Annotated in this window: 16 protein-coding genes and 1 pseudogene; 11 read left to right on the top strand and 6 right to left on the bottom strand. The window is 72.6% G+C overall.

Going from position 1 to position 18,469, the window contains the following annotated elements:
* Positions 1 to 91 precede the first annotated feature (91 nt).
* The 3 genes and pseudogenes from ACIBKX_RS11055 to ACIBKX_RS11045 all read left to right on the top strand — a co-directional run.
* Positions 92 to 1,144 (top strand): annotated as a pseudogene (locus ACIBKX_RS11055) (sensor histidine kinase); the annotation flags it as partial.
* Between the two features lie 215 nt (positions 1,145 to 1,359).
* The gene (locus tag ACIBKX_RS11050; RefSeq protein ID WP_363273996.1) at positions 1,360 to 2,028 is read left to right on the top strand and encodes a response regulator transcription factor; all 669 of its coding nucleotides are present in this window, start codon (positions 1,360 to 1,362) and stop codon (positions 2,026 to 2,028) included.
* A gap of 69 nt (positions 2,029 to 2,097) precedes the next feature.
* Positions 2,098 to 2,844 carry a DUF4232 domain-containing protein gene (locus ACIBKX_RS11045; protein ID WP_363273995.1) on the top strand — a complete coding sequence of 249 codons (747 nt, stop codon included), beginning with the start codon at positions 2,098 to 2,100 and terminating at the stop codon, positions 2,842 to 2,844.
* Here ACIBKX_RS11045 and ACIBKX_RS11040 read toward each other — a convergent pair.
* Entirely contained in the window at positions 2,810 to 3,865 is a 1,056-nt protein-coding gene (locus ACIBKX_RS11040) for a biotin/lipoate A/B protein ligase family protein (protein WP_363274044.1), read from the bottom strand. The two genes, ACIBKX_RS11045 and ACIBKX_RS11040, sit on opposite strands and share 35 nt — an antisense overlap.
* Before the next feature lie 172 nt (positions 3,866 to 4,037).
* Here ACIBKX_RS11040 and ACIBKX_RS11035 point away from each other — a divergent pair, with 172 nt between their 5' ends.
* Positions 4,038 to 5,495, top strand: a complete 1,458-nt coding sequence (locus tag ACIBKX_RS11035) for a basic amino acid/polyamine antiporter (protein WP_363273993.1) — start codon at positions 4,038 to 4,040, stop codon at positions 5,493 to 5,495.
* 53 nt (positions 5,496 to 5,548) lie between these two features.
* Positions 5,549 to 6,811 (top strand): arginine deiminase, encoded by a 1,263-nt coding sequence (locus tag ACIBKX_RS11030; RefSeq protein ID WP_363273992.1) that lies wholly within the window; start codon positions 5,549 to 5,551, stop codon positions 6,809 to 6,811.
* 33 nt (positions 6,812 to 6,844) lie between these two features.
* Here the strand turns inward: ACIBKX_RS11030 and ACIBKX_RS11025 are convergent, their stop codons facing one another.
* Together ACIBKX_RS11025 and ACIBKX_RS11020 are read right to left on the bottom strand one after the other, a co-directional pair.
* Positions 6,845 to 7,480 (bottom strand): hypothetical protein, encoded by a 636-nt coding sequence (locus tag ACIBKX_RS11025; RefSeq protein ID WP_363273991.1) that lies wholly within the window; start codon positions 7,478 to 7,480, stop codon positions 6,845 to 6,847.
* Positions 7,481 to 7,506: 26 nt separating this feature from the next.
* A complete protein-coding gene (locus ACIBKX_RS11020) occupies positions 7,507 to 8,601 on the bottom strand; it encodes a chemotaxis protein (RefSeq protein ID WP_363273990.1) in 1,095 nt (364 codons plus the stop codon).
* Between the two features lie 198 nt (positions 8,602 to 8,799).
* Between ACIBKX_RS11020 and ACIBKX_RS11015 the strand changes: the two genes are divergently transcribed.
* The gene (locus tag ACIBKX_RS11015) at positions 8,800 to 10,968 is read left to right on the top strand and encodes a hypothetical protein (protein WP_363273989.1); all 2,169 of its coding nucleotides are present in this window, start codon (positions 8,800 to 8,802) and stop codon (positions 10,966 to 10,968) included.
* Between the two features lie 112 nt (positions 10,969 to 11,080).
* A complete protein-coding gene (locus tag ACIBKX_RS11010; RefSeq protein WP_363273988.1) occupies positions 11,081 to 11,902 on the top strand; it encodes an inositol monophosphatase family protein in 822 nt (273 codons plus the stop codon).
* Here ACIBKX_RS11010 and ACIBKX_RS11005 read toward each other — a convergent pair.
* Positions 11,838 to 12,497: a hypothetical protein gene (locus ACIBKX_RS11005; RefSeq protein ID WP_363273987.1), complete on the bottom strand. Its 660-nt coding sequence runs from the start codon at positions 12,495 to 12,497 to the stop codon at positions 11,838 to 11,840. The genes ACIBKX_RS11010 and ACIBKX_RS11005 overlap by 65 nt on opposite strands.
* Before the next feature lie 98 nt (positions 12,498 to 12,595).
* Between ACIBKX_RS11005 and ACIBKX_RS11000 the strand changes: the two genes are divergently transcribed.
* From ACIBKX_RS11000 to ACIBKX_RS10985, 4 genes are all read left to right on the top strand, one after another.
* On the top strand, positions 12,596 to 14,005 hold the full coding sequence (locus tag ACIBKX_RS11000) for an NAD(P)/FAD-dependent oxidoreductase (protein ID WP_363274042.1): 1,410 nt from the start codon (positions 12,596 to 12,598) through the stop codon (positions 14,003 to 14,005).
* Positions 14,002 to 14,526, top strand: a complete 525-nt coding sequence (locus tag ACIBKX_RS10995) for an O-acetyl-ADP-ribose deacetylase (RefSeq protein ID WP_363273986.1) — start codon at positions 14,002 to 14,004, stop codon at positions 14,524 to 14,526. Before ACIBKX_RS11000 ends, ACIBKX_RS10995 begins: the two co-directional genes overlap by 4 nt.
* A gap of 187 nt (positions 14,527 to 14,713) precedes the next feature.
* Positions 14,714 to 16,189, top strand: a complete 1,476-nt coding sequence (locus tag ACIBKX_RS10990; protein ID WP_363274041.1) for an AlkA N-terminal domain-containing protein — start codon at positions 14,714 to 14,716, stop codon at positions 16,187 to 16,189.
* A gap of 14 nt (positions 16,190 to 16,203) precedes the next feature.
* Complete coding sequence (locus tag ACIBKX_RS10985) at positions 16,204 to 16,704, top strand: methylated-DNA--[protein]-cysteine S-methyltransferase (RefSeq protein WP_363273985.1); 501 nt, start codon at positions 16,204 to 16,206, stop codon at positions 16,702 to 16,704.
* Between the two features lie 26 nt (positions 16,705 to 16,730).
* Here ACIBKX_RS10985 and ACIBKX_RS10980 read toward each other — a convergent pair whose 3' ends face one another.
* Together ACIBKX_RS10980 and ACIBKX_RS10975 are read right to left on the bottom strand one after the other, a co-directional pair.
* The gene (locus tag ACIBKX_RS10980; RefSeq protein ID WP_363273984.1) at positions 16,731 to 17,225 is read right to left on the bottom strand and encodes an NUDIX hydrolase; all 495 of its coding nucleotides are present in this window, start codon (positions 17,223 to 17,225) and stop codon (positions 16,731 to 16,733) included.
* A 118-nt stretch (positions 17,226 to 17,343) separates the two neighbouring features.
* Entirely contained in the window at positions 17,344 to 18,405 is a 1,062-nt protein-coding gene (locus ACIBKX_RS10975) for an ADP-ribosylglycohydrolase family protein (protein WP_363273983.1), read from the bottom strand.
* Positions 18,406 to 18,469: the final 64 nt, after the last annotated feature.

Raw genomic sequence — 18,469 nt, 5'->3', positions numbered from 1 at the left:
GACGCGGCGTTCGGCGGGCCTTGCGGTGCGGGCCGGGCGGCGGGAGCGGATCGGTGACGCGGTGCTCGCGGTCGTCGTGGCGGTGATCGTCATGATCGCCGAGGGGTACGGCGGAGACGCGGGCCTGCTCGATCACGTGCTGATAGCGGCGGGCGCCCTGGCCCTCGCCGCGCACCGCGCCGCACCCCGCGTCGTCCTCGCCGTCACCACGGTGTGCCTGCTCGGGGAGGTGCTGCACGCGGGGGCGAGCAGCGTCGCGGCGATACCGGTGGTGGCGGCCGTGCACACGGCGGCGCGGGCCGGGCACCGGGGCGTGGCCGGGCTGGCCGCCGGGGTGTTCCTCGCGGGATTCGCCGTGGCCGGCTCCGGGGCAGCGGGCTTCGCGGCGGCGGGCTCCGGCTCGGACGACGTGACGCAGCGGACCATGCTGCTGGCCGGCTGGTTCCTGTGCGCGCTGGTCACGGGCCTCGCCGACAAGAACTGGCAGGCGTATCTGCGGCAGACCGAGCAGCGGGCCCTGGAGGCCGAGCGGACCCGTGAGGAGGCGGCGCTGCGCCGGGCGGGCGAGGAGCGGCTGCGGATCGCCCGCGAGCTGCACGACTCGCTGACGCACAGCATCTCCATCGTCAAGCTCCAGGCGGGCGTCGCCGTCCACCTGGCACGCAAGCGGGGCGAGGAGATACCGCCCGCGCTGCTCGCCATCCAGGAGGCCAGCGGCGAGGCGATGCGTGAACTGCGGGCCACGCTCGACGTGTTGCGGACGGACGAGCCGACCGGCAGCCCCGCGCGGCTGGTGGAGCGTGCGCGGGCGGCCGGGCTCGACGTGGAGTTCGCCGTGCGGGGCCGGGAGCGGGCCCTCGCCGAAGGGCTTGAGCGCGCCGTGTACCGGATCGTGCAGGAGGGGCTCACCAACGCGGCCCGGCATGCGGGGAGCGCCGCCCGTGTGACGGTGGAAGTGGAGTACGGGGAGCGGGCGTTGGGGGTGCGGGTCGCGGACGACGGGGCGGGTGAAGCCTGGCGACCGCCGGTTGAGGGGACGGGGCTCACGGGGATGCGGGAGCGAGTCGTGGCGCTGGGCGGCACGCTGCGGGCGGGGCCGCAGGCGGAAGGGGGATTCTCGGTGGTGGCCGAACTGCCGCTGGAGGTGGGGGAGTCGGCTTCGCGGACGCCCTCGGGGGCGGAGGCGGTGTCTGGGGTGACGGTGTCGGGGGTGGCGGCTACTGGGACGACGGCTAGGGCGGCTTCCACTGAGACGGTTTCCACTGAGACGGCGGCCACCGGCGCGGCGGCCACCGGGGCGGCGGCTTCCGGCGCGGCAGAGATACCGGCTGTCGTGGCCGGGCCTGGCGGGGCGCGCCGGTGATCCGGGTCGCGCTGGTGGACGACCAGGCGCTGATGCGGGCCGGGTTCCGCGCGTTGCTCGACGCCGAGGACGGGATCGAGGTGGTGGGGGAGGCCGCCGACGGGGAGCGTGGGGTGGCCCTGGTACGGGAGTGCGTGCCGGACGTGGCGCTCATCGACGTACAGATGCCCGTGATGACGGGGATCGAGGCGACGCGCAGGATCGTCGCCGATCCGCGCCTGGCGGGCGTACGGGTCGTGATCCTGACCAACTACGGCCTGGATGAGTATGTCTTCGACGCGTTGCGGGCCGGGGCCAGCGGGTTTCTGCTGAAGGACACCGAGCCCGCGGACCTGCTCCAGGGCATCGAGATCGTCGCGCGCGGGGAGGCGCTGCTCTCGCCCTCGGTGACCCGCAGGCTCATCGGGGAGTTCGTGTCGCGGCCGCCGGACCGGGCCACGGCGCCGGGGCTGGAGACGCTGACCCGTCGCGAGCGTGAGGTGACCGCGCTCGCGGCGCGCGGACTGACGAACGAGGAGATAGCCGAGCACATGGTGATCAGTCCGTTCACGGCGAAGACGCATGTGAGCCGCGCGATGACGAAGCTCGGCGCGCGGGACCGGGCCCAACTGGTCGTGTTCGCCTATGAGTCGGGGCTTGTCACGGCGCGGAGCTCGGCTTCATAGCGATGAATGGGGGCAAGGTCGGCAATAGGGGACACAGGGCGGGCAACTCGGGCATGGCATGATCGGCGCGTGACCGTCATACCGTTCAGATCAGTCGTCGGACGCGTCAGACCCGCCGTCAGACGCGCCGCCGTCGTCACGGCCGTCGTGCTGCTCGCCGCCGGGTGCGGGCTCTCGGAGGAGTTGGAGCGGGAGCGGGATCCGGGGCGCACGGAGGCTGCTGCCCCGGAGGGCGGGGCGGGTGCCTCGGGGGTGCCGAGTGCTCCCGGTCTGCCGTCGCGCACGCCGATCCCGATCGACGAGGCGCCGGCGCAGGGCGCGCCCGAGGCCTCCTGCCCCGCGTCGGGGGTGCGGATCGAGCCCGGCATGGTCGACGCCGCCATGGGGCTGCGTGCGATGGGCGTGACGCTGACCAACTGCGGCAAGCGGACCTACCGGTTGAACGGCTACCCGCGGCTGCGGGTCCTCGACGAACACCGCGAGCCCCTCGACGTACAGATCCTCGAAGGCCCGAAGCCCGTCACGCAGATGGACGACCCCGGTCCGCATCCGGTCACGCTGAAGCGGGGCGAGGCGGCGCACACGGTGCTGGTCTGGCGCAACACCGTCACCGACACCACGACGACCGCCGTCAGCGGCACCTACCTGGACCTCACCCCGGCCCGCGGCGCACGCAAGGTGACCCTGACGCCGCAGGGCCGCATCGACCTCGGCAACACGGGGCGCATCGGCACCACCGCCTGGCAGAAGAGCCCGGCGGGCGACGGCGGGGCGGCCAGGCCTACGGCACCCGCGCCGTCCACTCCGGCGAGCTGAACTTCGTCCGGGCCAGCTCCCGGGCCCGGGACATCTCGTCGTCGGTGGGCTTGCCCGCCGTCAGTCCGTACCGCGTGCGGAACGAGTCCAGCATCCGCTCGATGACGGCCTCGCGCGGCAGGCCGGTCTGCCGGCGCAGTGGGTCCACCCGCTTCTTCGCGCTCTTCGTGCCCTTGTCGGAGAGCTTCTCGCGGCCGATGCGGAGCACCTCGACCATCTTCTCCGCGTCGATGTCGTACGACATGGTCACGTGGTGCAGCACGGCACCCTGACCGCCCGCCACCCGCTTCTGGGCGGCGCCCGCGACCTTCCCGGCGTCGGTGGCGATGTCGTTGAGCGGCTGGTACCAGGCCTTGACGCCCATGTCGCCGAGGGCGCCGAGCACCCAGTCGTCGAGGTAGGCATAGCTGTCCGCGAAGGAGAGGCCCTGCACGAGGGCGTCGGGGACCGAGAGGGAGTACGTGATGGCGTTGCCCGGCTCGCAGAACATCGCGCCGCCGCCGCTGATCCGGCGTACGACCTGGATGCCGTGCCGCTCGGCGCCCAGCGGGTCCACCTCGTTGCGCAGCGACTGGAAGCTGCCGATGACGACCGCCGGTGACGCCCACTCCCACACCCGCAGCGTCGGCGGGCGACGCCCTGCGGCGACCTCCTCCGTGAGCACCTCGTCCAGGGCCATCAGGAGCGCGGGGGACTGCGGGGCCTCGTGGATCAGCTGCCAGTCGTAGTCGGTCCAGTCGGTGGCGTGCGCGAGGGCGCGGCGGACGGCGACGCCCACGCCCTCCGTGGTGAGCCCGTACAGCACGGTGTCCTCCGGCAGTGCCGCGTCGATCCGGGCGGCGAGGCCCGCCGCGTCGGTGTCGGCGGGGGCACCCTCCAGGGCGTGGCTCAGCACGTCGAACGCCTCATCCGGCTCCAGGAAGAAGTCCCCGGCCACGCGCACGTGCCGCAGCACGTCGTCCTTGACGTCGAGATCGACGACGACGAGCTTGCCGCCGGGGACCTTGTACTCACCGTGCACTGCGCTTCCTCCGGGGTCCGTCGCCTTGGGCGCCCATGAGTCATGGGTGCCCATGAGTCATGGGTGCCTGGGTGCCTATATCAGGACAAGTGATCGCACCGGGGATAGATTCCCGCAGAGGGTGGTCAGCCGACCGTCGGTGTCCGCCCCGAGGGGAGCTGACGAGTCACCCATGTCCCACGCCGAAGCGAGCGACAAGGCCGCCGCGGGCTCCGCTCCGGCGGCGAAACTGACGCTGGTCACGCTGACGACGATGGTCGTCGGCTCCATGGTCGGCGCGGGCGTCTTCTCGCTGCCCAGCCGGTTCGCCGCCGAGACCGGCGTCGCCGGAGCGCTCATCGCCTGGGCCATCGCAGGCACCGGCATGCTGATGCTCGCCTTCGTCTTCCAGGCCCTCGCCGTGCGCAGACCCGACCTGGACGCCGGTGTCTACGCCTACGCCAAGGCCGGGTTCGGCGAATACCTCGGCTTCTTCTCCGCGTTCGGCTACTGGGCCAGCGCGTGCGTCGGCAACGTGACGTACTGGGTGCTGATCATGTCGACGGTCGGCGCCATCTGGCCGAGCCTCGGCGAAGGGGACACCGCGCTCGCCGTCGTGCTCTCGTCGGTGGGCCTGTGGGGGTTCTTCCTGCTGATCCGGCGGGGCGTCAAGGAGGCCGCCGCGATCAACCGGATCGTGACCGTCGCCAAGATCGTCCCGATCCTCGTCTTCGTCGTCCTCGCGCTCTTCTACTTCAAGGTGAACGTCTTCGTCGACAACTTCGGCGGCGCGGACTACGCGGGCTCCCTCTTCAACCAGGTGCGCGGCACGATGCTCGCCACCGTCTTCGTCTTCCTCGGCGTCGAGGGCGCCAGCGTCTACTCCCGGCACGCCAAACGGCGCGAGGACGTCGGCCGCGCCACGATCCTCGGCTTCCTCAGCGTCTTCGCCGTCTTCGCCTCCGTCACCATCGTGTCGTACGGGATCCTGCCGATGGCCGAGATCGCCGAGCTGCGCCAGCCCTCCATGGCGGGCGTCCTGGAGGAGGCCGTCGGCACCTGGGGCAAGGTCTTCGTCAGCGTCGGCCTCATCGTCTCCGTGCTCGGCGCCTATCTCGCCTGGACGCTGATGGCCGCCGAAGTGCTCTTCGTCGCCGCGAAGGACAGCGACATGCCGCGCTTCCTGCGCAGCGCGACGTCCGAGGACGTGCCGGTCCCCGCGCTCCTGATGACCACCGCGCTGAGCCAGGTCGTGCTGGTCGTCACGGCGTTCTCCGACGACGCGTTCAACTTCGCACTCGATCTGACCAGTTCGCTCAGCCTCATCCCGTTCCTGCTCGCGGCCGCCTTCGCCGTCAAGATCGGGCTCAGGCCGCGGGCCGCGGGCGTCGTCGGGCGGAGCACCCGCGGTGAGCTGGTGATCGGCGTGATCGCCACGCTCTATACGGCGTTCCTGCTGTACGCGGCCGGGCTCAAGTTCGTCCTCGTCTCCTTCATCGTGTACGCCCCGGCGACCCTGCTGTTCGTCAAGACGCGGCGGGAACAGGGCCGCCGCCTCTTCTCGCCCCCCGAGGCCGTCATCTGCGCCGTCTCGGTCGCCGGCGCCGTCATGGGCGTGATCGCCCTCGCGGCCGGCTGGATCGAGCTCTGACCGCTGCCCGACCGACCCCCGCCGCCCGCTCCCCCTTCCACGAAAGGCGCACCGTGACCAGCCCCGACACCCCCGCCACCGCGAACTTCGGCGTCTACTCCGAGGTCGGCAAGCTGCGCAAGGTCCTGGTCTGCGCGCCCGGTCTCGCCCACCGCAGGCTGACCCCGACCAACGCCGAGGACCTGCTCTTCGACGACGTCATGTGGGTGGAGAACGCCCAGCGCGACCACGCCGACTTCGTCAACAAGCTCCGGCAGCGCGGCGTCGAGGTCCTCGAACTGCACGAGCTGCTCGCCCAGACCATGGCCATCCCCGAGGCGAGGACCTGGCTCCTGGAGCGGAAGATCACCGCGAACGAGGTCGGCATCGGACTCATCGACGACACCCGCGCCTTCCTGGAGACCCTGGAGCCGCGCCGGCTCGCCGACTTCCTCATCGGCGGTCTGGCCACCGCGGACCTGCCGGACGAGTTCCGCTCCGGGTATGTCTCCCTCGTCCGCGAATCCACCGGCGTACGCGAGTACTTGATGCCGCCGCTGCCGAACACGCTCTACACGCGCGACACGACCTGCTGGCTGTACGGCGGTGTCACGCTCAACCCGCTGTACTGGCCCGCCCGGCACGACGAGACGCTCCTGATGAAGGCCGTCTACCGCTTCCACCCCGACTTCGCGGGCGCCACGATCTGGTGGGGCGACCCCGAACTCGACTGGGGGCAGGCGACGTTCGAGGGCGGCGACATCATGCCCGTCGGCAACGGCGTCGTACTGATGGGGATGAGCGAGCGCACCTCGCGGCAGGCCATCACGCAGGTCGCGTCCGCGCTGTTCCGGAACGGGGCGGCGCAGCAGGTCATCGTCGCGGGCATGCCGAAGCTGCGGTCCGCGATGCACCTCGACACCGTCTTCACCTTCGCCGACCGCGACATCGTCACGCTCTACCCGAAGATCATGGACGCCGTGCACTCCTTCACGCTGCGGCCCAGCGACAAGGCGCCGGGGCTCGACATCACCGACGAGGGCTCGCGCGCGTTCGTCGACGTGGTCGGCAAGGCGCTGGGCCTCCCCGGGCTGCGGGTGATCGAGACCGGCGGGGACGTCTACGCCTCCGAGCGGCAGCAGTGGGACAGCGGAAACAACGCCGTCGCCCTGGAGCCGGGTGTGGTCTTCACCTACGACCGCAACACCCAGACCAACACGCTGCTCCGCAAGGCGGGCGTCGAGGTCATCACGATCGTCGGCGCGGAACTGGGGCGGGGCCGCGGCGGCGGACACTGCATGACGTGTCCGTTGCTCCGCGACCCCGTGGGTTTCTGAGGATCAGTCACTTTTGATGTGCCGTCAGGCGGCTCAGTAGCGCTGGGCCTTGACCAGCTTCGCGGAGAGCTTCGGCTCCGGTGGCGCGTGACTGATGGCGTACGCCTGGGTCCGCTCGCCGGGGCCGAGGTCCTCCCTGCCGATGTAGCGCGTCTCCACGGTCTTGCCCTCGGCGTCGCGGAAGTCGACCTGGAGGGCGTAACTGGCCTTCTTGTCGGTGCTGTTGGTGATGGTCACGATCGAGGCGAGCACCCCGCCCGTCTCGGAGCGCGGCTTGCCCGTCATCGACACGTCGGACATCGCGTTGCCCTCGCCCTCGACGTCCTTCAGCGCGTTCTTCGCGTCCTTCTGGAGCCGCTCGGCCTCCGCCGACACGGACGCCTCGAACTCGTCCGCGCGCTCCGACGCCGATGCCTCCGCCGCGGACGCCGACGCCCGCGCGGACTCCACGGCCTGTGACGCGGCGGACTTCAGGGGTGATGCGGTCTTCTCCGAGAAGGACACCGAGTCGGGAGCCGTCGGCCGCTCGCTGATGGTCCGGCTGCTCTGACCGGAGGGCGCGTCGCTGTCGGTGCTGCACGAGACGAGGGCGGCGGCAGCCGTCACTGTGGCGGCCACCGCGAGGGCGGCGGACATCGCCGCCCCGGGGCGCCGTGTCTGGGGGTTCATTCCGTACGGTCCTTTCGCCGCGGGGGTCAGTAGCGCAGGGCGCAGGCGATCCGGCCGCGGTCGGTGAGGCTGCCTTCGGGTACGAAGCTGACCTGTGCGCCGGTGTCCAGGGCCCGCTCGACGATGTCGTCCACGATGTCGTCGACCGCGTCGATGTCGTCCGCCGATGCCGGCACCAGATGGCCGCCGTCGCCGCGCACGGTCTCCCGGTAGGAGTCCTCCACGGCGAGCAGCCGGACCCGGTCGGCCGCCACGTTCTGCCAGACCTCGTCGAGCCCCGCGGCGAACTGGCGCCGCCCCTGCGCCGCGTCCAACTCGCGCAGTACGCCCTCCAGTTCGGCCTTGTCGCGTTCGGCGAGCAGCGGTGCCAGCGCTTGGCGCACCGCATCCGCCGAGCCGTGCGCCAGGCCGCCGTGCGGCACCCGCGTGGCCTTCTTGGTGACCGTCCCGATGTCGTCGAGGAGGGACAGCGCGGCGGCCTCCCCGGCCACGAAGAGGGGGCGCGGGTGGGCGTCGAGCACGGCTGCCGCCGCCTGGTCGGCCTCGCGCAGGAACTTGCGGGTCTGCTCGTCGCGGAAGGTGCTCGGCAGATCGCCGATCCGCTCCTTGCGCTCGGCGTCCGGGTCCTCCAGGCTCCGGCTCAGCGGGAACCCGTCGGCGGTGTGCTCGGTGATCCGCTCCTCGGAGCCGCTCCACAGCGTGACGCGGTCGGGGGAGACGGCCAGGACCCAGTAGGGGCGCTCGGCGGCCTGGGCCGCGACGACGTTGCGGGTCAGGAACGTGTCCGAGAGCACGACGCGCGAAGGCACGGTCCTGGCCAGCGACCACACCTGGTGCTCACCGGGAGCGGCGAAGACCGCGAGCCCGTCCTCGGCGTGCACGAGATCGACGTCGGCGACCGCGCGGTCCAGCTCCTCGACCACCGCCAGCCGCTGCTCCCTCGGCACGGCCGGATCCGCCTCCAGGCGATGCTTGGCCTCGGCGACGAGATTGCGCAGTCGTACGGGATCCTGCGCGTTGTCCGGCTCCCTGCGGTGCGTCGGCATCAGGACCGTGACGGCCGGATAGGGGCGCGCCGCGCGCAGCCGGGCCAGGGAATCCGGGGTGAGGGAGGGGTACATGGGAGGGCCCTTTCGGGACGGAGAGGGATCTTATGCACCATATGTCGGCTTGCTCGGGGTGGCGCGGCGACGGGACTGGGGGCGGTGCGGCGACGGGACTGGGGCGGTGCGGCGACGGGACTGGGGGCGGCGCGGCGACGGGGACGGCGGGCGCCCCACCGACTCGCCGCGTCCGCCCGGTGCGCTCAACCTGAATCCATGGAAGTCCGCTCGTCCCGCCTCAGGCGCGTGCTGCGGCCCGTCGCCTGGGTCGTGGCGGTGCTGTGCGTGACCGTCCTCGCCGCGACGGCCACGGTCCGCAGCACGGTCCTCAGCCCCGGCTTCCACCAGCGCGTACTCGACGAGCAGCATGCCTACGACCGCCTCTACAACGAGGTCCTCGTCGATCCGCGGACCCTCCCGGTGGCCCGCGACCTCCTGGGACGGCTGCCGGTCCCGGAGGCGGCGATCACCTCCAACCTGAAGATCGTGCTGCCCCCGGAGACCTTGCGGGCCATGGCCGACCGGCAGATCACGGAGGTGACCGGGTATCTGCGGGGCGAGCACGACACCCTGCGGCTCACCGTGGACCTGCGGCCGGTGCTCACCAACGTCGGCAATCTCGCCCAGACCTACTTCGGCGACCTGGTCGCCTCCGTACAACGGCAGCCCGAACCGGACTTCCGCGCCTTCGTCGACGGCCTCGGCCGAGCCGCGAACACTCTGGCTACCGGCGTCCCGCCCGCCGGTCTGCCCGCCCTCGAACTGTCCAGGGAGCAGGCAGTCACGGCCGCCGGAGCGCTGCTCCAGGTGGTGCCGGAGGACCGCCGCGACGAGCTGCGTCCCGAGGTGGAGGTGGCCCTGGAGAGCGGGGACGTGGCGTCGGCCCTCGCCGCCGTCGGGCCCGAGGCCGCGTCGGAGCGCACCCGGCTCGCCACCGCGCAGCTGCGCGGGCTCGCCGACGGGGACACCTGGGACATCACCGCCGACCTCGACACGTCGGGCGACACGCTCGCCCCGCTGCACCGGGCGCGCTCCGCCACCCACCTCGCCCAGGGCGTCGTCGAGCCCCTCGCCGCGCTGCTCGGCGTCGCGGCCCTGGCGTTCCTGTGGGTAACGGGCCCGGCGGCCCCCGCCCGGCGCCTGATGGGTCTTGGCCGGGCATTCGCCCTGGGCGGGGCCCTGACGGGGCTGTGCGCGGTGGCCGCCCGCCTGGCCACCGACGGCGGCGTCGTCGACCCGCCCGCGTCCTGGCCGCCCTCCGTGGCGCGGCTCGTCGACGACGTGGTGGGCGCGGCCCTGGACGGCGTGCTCACCACCGCGACCGTCGCCGCGTACATCCTGCTCGCGGCGGGAGCGCTGCTCGTCACCGCCGGCTGGGTGTGGGAGTCCGGGCCCGCCCTGACGGTCGGCCCCCGCCGGGTGCAGCTGCTCGCCGTCGGCGTGGCGGGCGCGGCCCTCGGCGGCGTCGTCCTCGCGCCCGTCGCGGCGGGCCGGGCCGAACCGCGCGTCTGCCAGGGCAGCGCACACCTCTGCGACCGCCCCTACGACGAGCTGGCCCAGCTCACCTCGCACAACGCGATGTCCACCACCGCCGACCAGTTCATCGGGCCGCTCCAGGACCCCCGTATCACCGCGCAGCTCAACGACGGCGTACGCGCCCTGCAGATCGACACCTACACCTGGGAGCGCCCGGAACAGATCACCGGCCGCCTGGCGGACTCCGACTTCTCGCCTCGCCTGCAGGGGCAGATCAAGGCTGCGATCAACAAGTTCAACCCGCCCCGCGAAGGACTCTGGCTCTGCCACTCGGTGTGCCGGGCGGGCGCGATCGGCCTCGTGCCCACACTGCGCGAACTGGGCGACTGGCTGCGCGCCCACCCCACCGACGTCGTCACGCTGATCGTGCAGGACGCGGTGGGCGCCGAGGAGACCGCGGCCGCGTTCGAGGAGGCCGGGCTCGCCGACCTGCTGTTCACGCCGGACCCGGACCCCGGCCGGCCGTGGCCCGAACTGGGCGAGATGATCGACGACGGCAGGCGCCTCGTCGTGTTCGCCGAGCGCGCCGACGGGCCCGCGCCCTGGTACCGCAACTTCTACCGGTACGGAATGGAGACCCCGTACGCCTTCCGCGCCCCCGCCGACATGAGCTGCGTCCCGCACCGGGGCGGCACGGACAAGCGGCTCTTCCTGCTCAACCACTTCATCACCATCGACGGCGGCAGCCGCCTCGACGCCGGCACGGTCAACACCCGCGCGGCGGTGCTCGACCGCGTGCGCGACTGCGAGCGGGAGCGCGGACGCCCGGTGAACTTCGTCGCCGTGGACTACCTGACCATCGGCGACGCGAGGGGAGCGGTGGACGCGCTGAACGCGGAGCGCCGGTGAAGGCGAGGGGCGGTGGGAAGCCGGTGACGGCGTTGTGTGGAATTCACCTCACATCCGGCTTCCGTACACCTGGTCCGTACGCGTTGTCAGTGCGGCGTGCTCTCATGGACGCATGATCGAAGACTTTCTCGTACACGGCGTCCCGGCGGTCGAAGAGGCACTCCGCAAGGCCGCCGCGGCCGAGGTCATGCCGAGGTTCCGGCAGCTCACGGCCGACGAGGTCGTGCAGAAGAGCGGGCCGCACGACCTGGTGACGGTGGCCGACCGCCTCGCGGAGGAGCAGCTGACCGCCGCCCTCACGGAGCTGCTGCCCGGCTCGGTCGTCGTCGGAGAAGAAGCGGTGCACGCCGACCCCGCGCGCTACGAGGCGATACGCGGCGAGGCACCGGTGTGGATCGTCGACCCGGTCGACGGCACCCGGCAGTTCGTCCACGGCGACCCCGGCTTCTGCATGCTGGTCGCGCTGGCCCGGCACGGCGAGGTGCAGGCCTCGTGGACGTACGCCCCGGCGCTCGACCAGATGGCCGTCGCAGTGCGCGGCAAGGGCGCCTGGCTGGACGGGCAGCGGCTGACGGCCGGTTCGCCGGGCGGGGTGCTCGAAGTGGCCACCTCGCACCCGGACTTCACCACCGACGACCAGAAGCGCGCGCTGAGCGGCCTGCGGACCGAGGGCGTCGCGCCGCGCCCCTGCGGTTCGGCGGGCCTGGAGTATCTGGCCGTCGCCAAGGGCGAGTTGGACGCGGTCGCCTTCTCCTGGGAGCTGGCCTGGGACCACGCGGCGGGGCTGCTGCTCGTGGCGGAGGCCGGTGGCGGGAACCGCACGGTGGCGGGGGAGCCCTTCCGGATAGCCGGGGGCAACGCCCTGCCGTTCACGGCCGCGCGGGATGCCGCCACGGTCGACCGGGTGGTGGCACTGCTGTCGGCCGGAGTCTGATCTGCGGGGCGCCGCGCGGCGGCTCGAGGCTGAAGCGGACGGTGGTCACCTCGAACTCGGTGACGGTGCCGACGGGCGGCCAGTCGTCGGGGTCGAAGAGAAGGTGCCCCATGTCCACGAAGCCGGTGATCGGCAGGCCCAGGTCGACGAAGAGGCCAGTCCTGCCGGGTCCCCACGGCAGCTCGCTGACCGTGCCGGTCAGCCGGGTGCCATGGGGGAGCGGACCGCCCTCGTGCGGTGACGAGGAGTTCCGACCGTGCCGGGCGCGCTGCCACGCGGCCTCGAACCCGGCTTCGCCGACCGCCTCGCCACCCCTGACAGGACCCCTGACGCCACCCCTGACCGGACTCCTGACGGGACGGTCCACGAGTGCTCCGTACCGCGCCGTGTAGAGCCCGGCGCCCAGCTCCCCGAACTTGCTCTCGGTCCAGGTGAGTTCCTCGCGGGATGCGGCGACGGAGGCGACGACGGGGGCGGTGCCGTGCGGCTCGTCGAAGGAGGCCTGGCGTACGGGGATCAGGTCGTCCCCTGTCTCGAACCAGTGGACTGAGGCGGAACCGGAGGCGCCGTCAGCGATGCGGAACCAGTGCGTCACCCGGCAGAGGCTACCCGCGCCCGCGGCGCTGTCGGTGGCCAGGCCTATCCTGGGCGGCAGTGGCCATCGGCTGACAAAGGAGTCCGAAGGTGCCGTCGATGCTTGATGCCGTCGTCGTGGGGGCGGGACCGAACGGTCTTACGGCTGCCGTGGAGCTGGCCCGCCGCGGCTTCTCCGTGGCCGTGTTCGAGGCCAAGGGCACGGTCGGCGGGGGTGCGCGGACCGAGGAGCTGACCCTGCCCGGCTTCCGCCACGACCCCTGTTCCGCCGCACATCCGCTGGGCATCAACTCCCCGGTGTTCAGGACGATGCCACTCGATCGGTACGGCCTGGAGTGGCTGCAGCCGCCGCTGCCCATGGCGCACCCCTTCCCCGACGGGAGCGCGGCCGTGCTGTCGCGTTCCGTCGCCGAGACGGCCGCCTCGTTCGGCCCGCGCGACGCGGGGACGTACCGCCGTCTCGTCGAGCCGTTCCTCGCCGAGTGGGACACGGTCCTGCGGGACTTCATGTCGCTGCCGTCGACGGCCCTGCCGCGCGACCCGGTCGCCCTCGCGCGCCTGGGCCTCGTCGGGCTTCCGCCCGCGACGTGGCTGATGCGGCGCTTCCGGGACGACCGGGCACGCGCGCTGCTCTCCGGGCTCGTCGGGCATGTCATCGCGCCGCCGACCGGGATCGCCACCGGCGGTGTCGGCCTGGTCTTCGCCCTGGCGGCGCACGCCCGCGGCTGGCCGCTCGCGCGGGGCGGCTCGCAGTCGATCTCCGACGCGCTCGCCGCGTACCTGAAGGACCTCGGCGGCGCGGTGCACACCGACTACGAGGTCAAGCGGCTCGACGACCTGCCGCCGGCCCGCGCGTACGTCTTCGACACGTCCCCCACCGCGCTCGCGCGGATCGCGGGGCTCGGCCGGAGCTACCAGAACTACCGCTACGGCGCGGCGACCTTCAAGATCGATTACGCCCTCGACGGCCCCGTTCCATGGACGGCGAAGGAGGCGCACACCGCCGGTACGGTGCAGATCGGGCCCAGCAGCGCGGAGATCGGCGCGGCGCTGAGGGCCGTGTCGCGGGAGAACCGGCCTCCGGACCCGCCGTTCCTGATCACCGTCCAGCCCGGTGTCGTCGACCCCTCGCGCGCGCCGGAGGGGAAGCAGGTGTTCTGGGCCTACGGGCACGTGCCGAACGGCTGGGAGGGCGATCTCACCGACCCGATCGAGCGGCAGCTGGAGCGGTTCGCGCCGGGCTTCCGGGACCGGATCCTCGCGCGGGCGACCGCGGGGCCCGCGACGCTGGCCGAGCGCAATCCCAACTATGTGGGCGGCGACATCGCCTGCGGCGCGGCGAGCGGGCTCCAGCTGCTCCTGCGTCCCAAGCTGTCCCTGTTCCCGTACAACACCGCGCACCCCGCGGTCTTCATCTGCTCGTCCGCGACGCCGCCGGGGCCGGGTGTGCACGGCATGTCCGGTCACAACGCCGCCAAGGCGGTATGGAGGAGGCTCCGCTCGGCATGACGGCCATCACCTTCGTCCAGGGGGACATCACCCGGCAGTCGGTCGACGCGATCGTCAACGCCGCGAATTCCTCGCTGCTCGGGGGTGGGGGCGTCGACGGGGCGATCCACCGCAGGGGCGGACCGGAGATCCTCGCCGAATGCCGGCGGCTGAGGGCGTCGCACTACGGCAAGGGGCTGCCGACGGGGCAGGCGGTGGCGACGACCGCGGGACTGCTGGACGCGCGGTACGTCATCCACACCGTGGGCCCGGTGTGGTCCGCCACGGAGGACCGCTCCGAGCTGCTCGCCTCCTGCTACCGGGAGTCGCTGCGGGTGGCCGCGGAGCTGAGGGCGCGGACGGTGGCCTTCCCCGCGATCTCCACGGGCGTCTACGGCTGGCCCCTGGACGACGGCGCCCGCGTGGCCCTCCGGGCGGTCGGCCGGGCGCCGACCGGCTCCTTCACGGAGATCCGCTTCGTGCTTTTCGACGCCGGGGCCTATGACACGTTCCGCCACGCCTTGCCCCTGCCGCCTGATTGACCGCTGCCCGGCATGGGCACAGCGAGGGGGGCGATGGGCAAGGGAGCGATGGGCAGGGGGCGACGGACGCCCCAAGGTCCATGTCGGATTCTCGCCAGCCGTCAGGGGGCCGATGCACCATTCTTGAGCCATGCCCCTCACCGCCCAGGCCGGCGCCAGTGCCAGTGCCAGTGCCAGTGCCAGCGTCATGCATCAGGATCCCGCCCGCTGCATCCGCGCCGTCCAGTCCAAGGACGCCCGGTTCGACGGGTGGTTCTTCACCGCGGTGCTGACCACCCGGATCTACTGCCGGCCCAGCTGCCCCGTGGTCCCCCCGAAGCCCGAGAACATGAGCTTCTACCCCAGCGCCGCGGCCTGCCAGCAGGCCGGATTCCGGGCCTGCAAGCGCTGCCGCCCGGACAGCAGCCCCGGCTCCCCGGAGTGGAATCAGCGCGCCGACCTCGTGGCCCGCGCCATGCGGCTCATCGGCGACGGAGTGGTCGACCGCGACGGCGTCCCCGGCCTGGCGAACCGCCTCGGCTACAGCACCCGCCAGGTCGAGCGCCAGCTCCTCGCGGAACTCGGCGCGGGCCCGCTCGCTCTCGCCCGCGCGCAGCGTGCCCAGACGGCGAGGCTCCTCATCGAGACGACGGCCCTCCCCATGGCGGAGATCGCCTTCGCCGCGGGCTTCTCCTCGATCCGTACGTTCAACGACACCGTACGAGAGGTCTTCGCCCTGGCTCCGGGCGAGCTGCGCTCCCGGGCCCCCAAGGCGGCGACGCCCACCCCCGGCACACCCGGCGTCCTCTCCCTGCGCCTCCCCTTCCGCGCCCCGCTCACCCCGGACAACCTCTTCGGCCACCTCATCGCCACCGCCGTACCCGGCGTCGAGGAGTGGCGCGACGGAGCGTACCGACGCACCCTCCGCCTGCCCTACGGACACGGCATCGCCGCCCTCACCCCCACCGCCGACCACATCGCCTGCCGCCTCAGCCTCACCGACCTGCGCGACCTCACCATCGCCATCAGCCGCTGCCGCCGCATGCTCGACCTGGACGCCGACCCGGTCGCCGTCGACGACCAGCTGCGCGCCGACCCGCTGCTCGCGCCGCTCGTCGACAAGGCTCCGGGACGCCGCGTGCCGCGTACCGTCGACGAGGCGGAGTTCGCCGTACGCGCGGTCCTGGGCCAGCAGGTCTCCACGGCCGCGGCCCGCACCCACGCCGCGCGCCTCGTCACCGCGCACGGAGAGCCGGTCGACGACCCCGAGGGCGGCCTCACCCACCTCTTCCCGGCCCCGGAGGCGCTCGCCGCGCTCGACCCGGAGTCGCTCGCGCTGCCCCGCAGCCGCCGCACCACACTGACCACCCTCGTACGCCACCTCGCGGACGGCTCGCTGGGGCTCGGCGTGGAGTGCGACTGGGAGGAGGCCAGGGCGCGCCTGACCGAGCTGCCCGGATTCGGCCCCTGGACGGTCGAGGTCATCGCGATGCGGGCGCTCGGCGACCCGGACGCGTTCCTGCCGTCGGATCTCGGAATCCGGCGCGCGGCACAGGAGTTGGGCCTGCCGCACACCCCGGCCGCGCTCACCGCACGGGCCGCGGCCTGGCGCCCCTGGCGGGCGTACGCGGTCCAGTACCTTTGGGCCATCGATGATCACCCCATCAACACGATCCCCGCGTAAGGAAGTTCGAGCCGATGCACCGCCAGCACACCGTCATCGACAGCCCCTATGACCCGCTGACCCTTGTGGCGACCGACGGCACCCTCAGCGGTGTCTACATGACGGATCAGCGCCACCGCCCGGCCGAGGAGACCTTCGGCGACCGTGACGCCGCGCCGTTCGGCGAGGTGATCCGCCAGCTGGAGGCGTACTTCGCACAGGAGTTGACGGAGTTCGACCTGCCGCTGCGGCTCGACGGGACGCCGTTCCAGCGCACCGTCTGGGAGCAGCTGCTGCTGATCCCGTACGGCGAGACCCGTACGTACGGAGAACTCGCGGAGGCACTGGGCAAGCCCAACGCCTCGCGCGCGGTGGGCCTGGCCAACGGCAAGAACCCGATCAGCGTCATCGTCCCCTGCCACCGGGTGATCGGCGCGGGCGGCTCCCTGACGGGATACGGCGGCGGCCTCGACCGCAAGCAGCGGCTGCTGGTGTTCGAGGGGGCGACGCAGGCAAACGCCGACGCGCTCTTCTAGGCCCAGCTCTCAGCGGGCGTACGGCCTCAACCCACCCGCACCCCGTTCTCCAGTTCCACGGCCCCCGCCCCCGCGTCCAGCGCCGCGAGCCCCGCGAGGACCCGCAGCCCCAGCTCGCCCGGCAGGTACTCGCGCAGCTCCTCGCGGGCCACCAGGCGCCAGGAGAGCAGCTCCTCCTCCTGGAGGCGGATCGACTTCAGCTGTTCGTCGCGGAGCACCCCACCGTCGTACAGATAGGCGACCAGCGGCGGCCGGGCCGCGCCCGGCACCCAGTCGACGGCGAGCAGCGCGCCGAGTTCGACGTCCAGGCCGATCTCCTCGGCCGTCTCGCGGCGGGCGCCCTGGCGCGGGGTCTCGCCCTCGTCCGACTCGATGGTCCCGCCGGGCAGCGCCCACCCGTCACGGTAGTTGGGCTCGACGAGCAGCACCCGTCCCTCGGCGTCCCGGAAGAGCGCGGCGGCCCCGGCGATGACGCGGGGCAGGCCGGCGATGTACGTGGCGTAGTCCTGAGCAGCAGTCACGCCGAAAGCCTAGACGCGCCGATCGGGGCAAGGGCGCACCGAGCGGACGCCACGCCCCTTTGCCGCGCCGCTGCCCTCGACCGACGCCACGCTCCTGCCCTCGACCGACGCCGCACTCCTACGCCTCGACCAACTCCACGGTCCGCGCCGCCAGTTCACTGATCCGCGCCCCGTCGAACCCGAACACCGCACTGCGCACCCGGTCGTCGAGCGGATCGCGCCACTGCGCGGGGATCGCCTTGGCGCCGCACAGCACCCCGGCGACCGATCCGGCCGTGGCTCCGTTCGAGTCCGTGTCCAGGCCGCCGCGCACGGTCAGCGAGATGGTGCGGGTGAAGTCGCCCTCGCCGTACAGGAGTCCGGCAGTCAGGACGGCGGCGTTCGGCACCGTGTGGATCCAGCCGAGCCCCGCGGTCTCCGCCTCCGAGGTGGCCAGCGTCTCCTCCCAGTCGAGCCCGGCCTCGTGCAGCGAGAGCACGCGGCGCACCGTGCGGGCGAGGCGGCTGCTGGACGGGATGACGCCGAAGGCCGCGTCGAGCGCGGCCCGCGGCGTCGGCGCGGTGAACGCCGCCGACACCAGCGCCGCCGCCCACATCGCGCCGTACACGCCGTTGCCGGTGTGCGAGAGCACGGCGTCACGGCGGGCGAGGGCTGCGGCGCGGCGCGGGGCGCCGGGACAGGTCCAGCCGAAGATGTCGGCGCGGATGAGGGCGCCGATCCACTCCTGGTAGGCGTTCTCATAGGTCGCCGTGAGCGGCGGCTTCAGCCCGTTCGCGAGATTCCGGTACGCCGCGCGCTCCGCCGTGAAGGTCTGCAGATAGGGCAGCCGCAGCAGCCACAGCTCGCCGACCTGCTCGGTGCTGAACCCGAAGCCGTGGGTCTCCAGGAGGTCGAGGCCGAGGATCGCGTAGTCCACGTCGTCGTCCCGGCAACTGCCGTGCACCCCGCCCCGCACACACCGCTGCCACTCGGGCCGCAGCTGGAACTCCTCCACCCAGGAAGGAGGTTCGGGCAGATAGTCGGTGAGCGGCAGGGCGTCCGCCTGGCGCAGATAGCGTTCGATGCGCTCCCGCGTCCAGTAGTCGCCCCGCTCGATGGGCTTGCCGAGCATGTTGCCGGCGATCCGACCGATCCAGCCGCCGAGGACGCGGTCGGCGAGTTCCGCTCGCACTGGGGTCATGCGTCCGGTTTACCGAATTCGCGGCGCTTTCGCGCGGTCAACGCCACTGCTTTGACGGACGCGT

It is taken from the genome of Streptomyces sp. NPDC050658, assembly GCF_044457025.1.
GTDB lineage: Bacteria > Actinomycetota > Actinomycetes > Streptomycetales > Streptomycetaceae > Streptomyces.
Note: the sequence above shows the minus strand (reverse complement) of the source record. Positions and strands in the feature narration are given on the sequence as shown.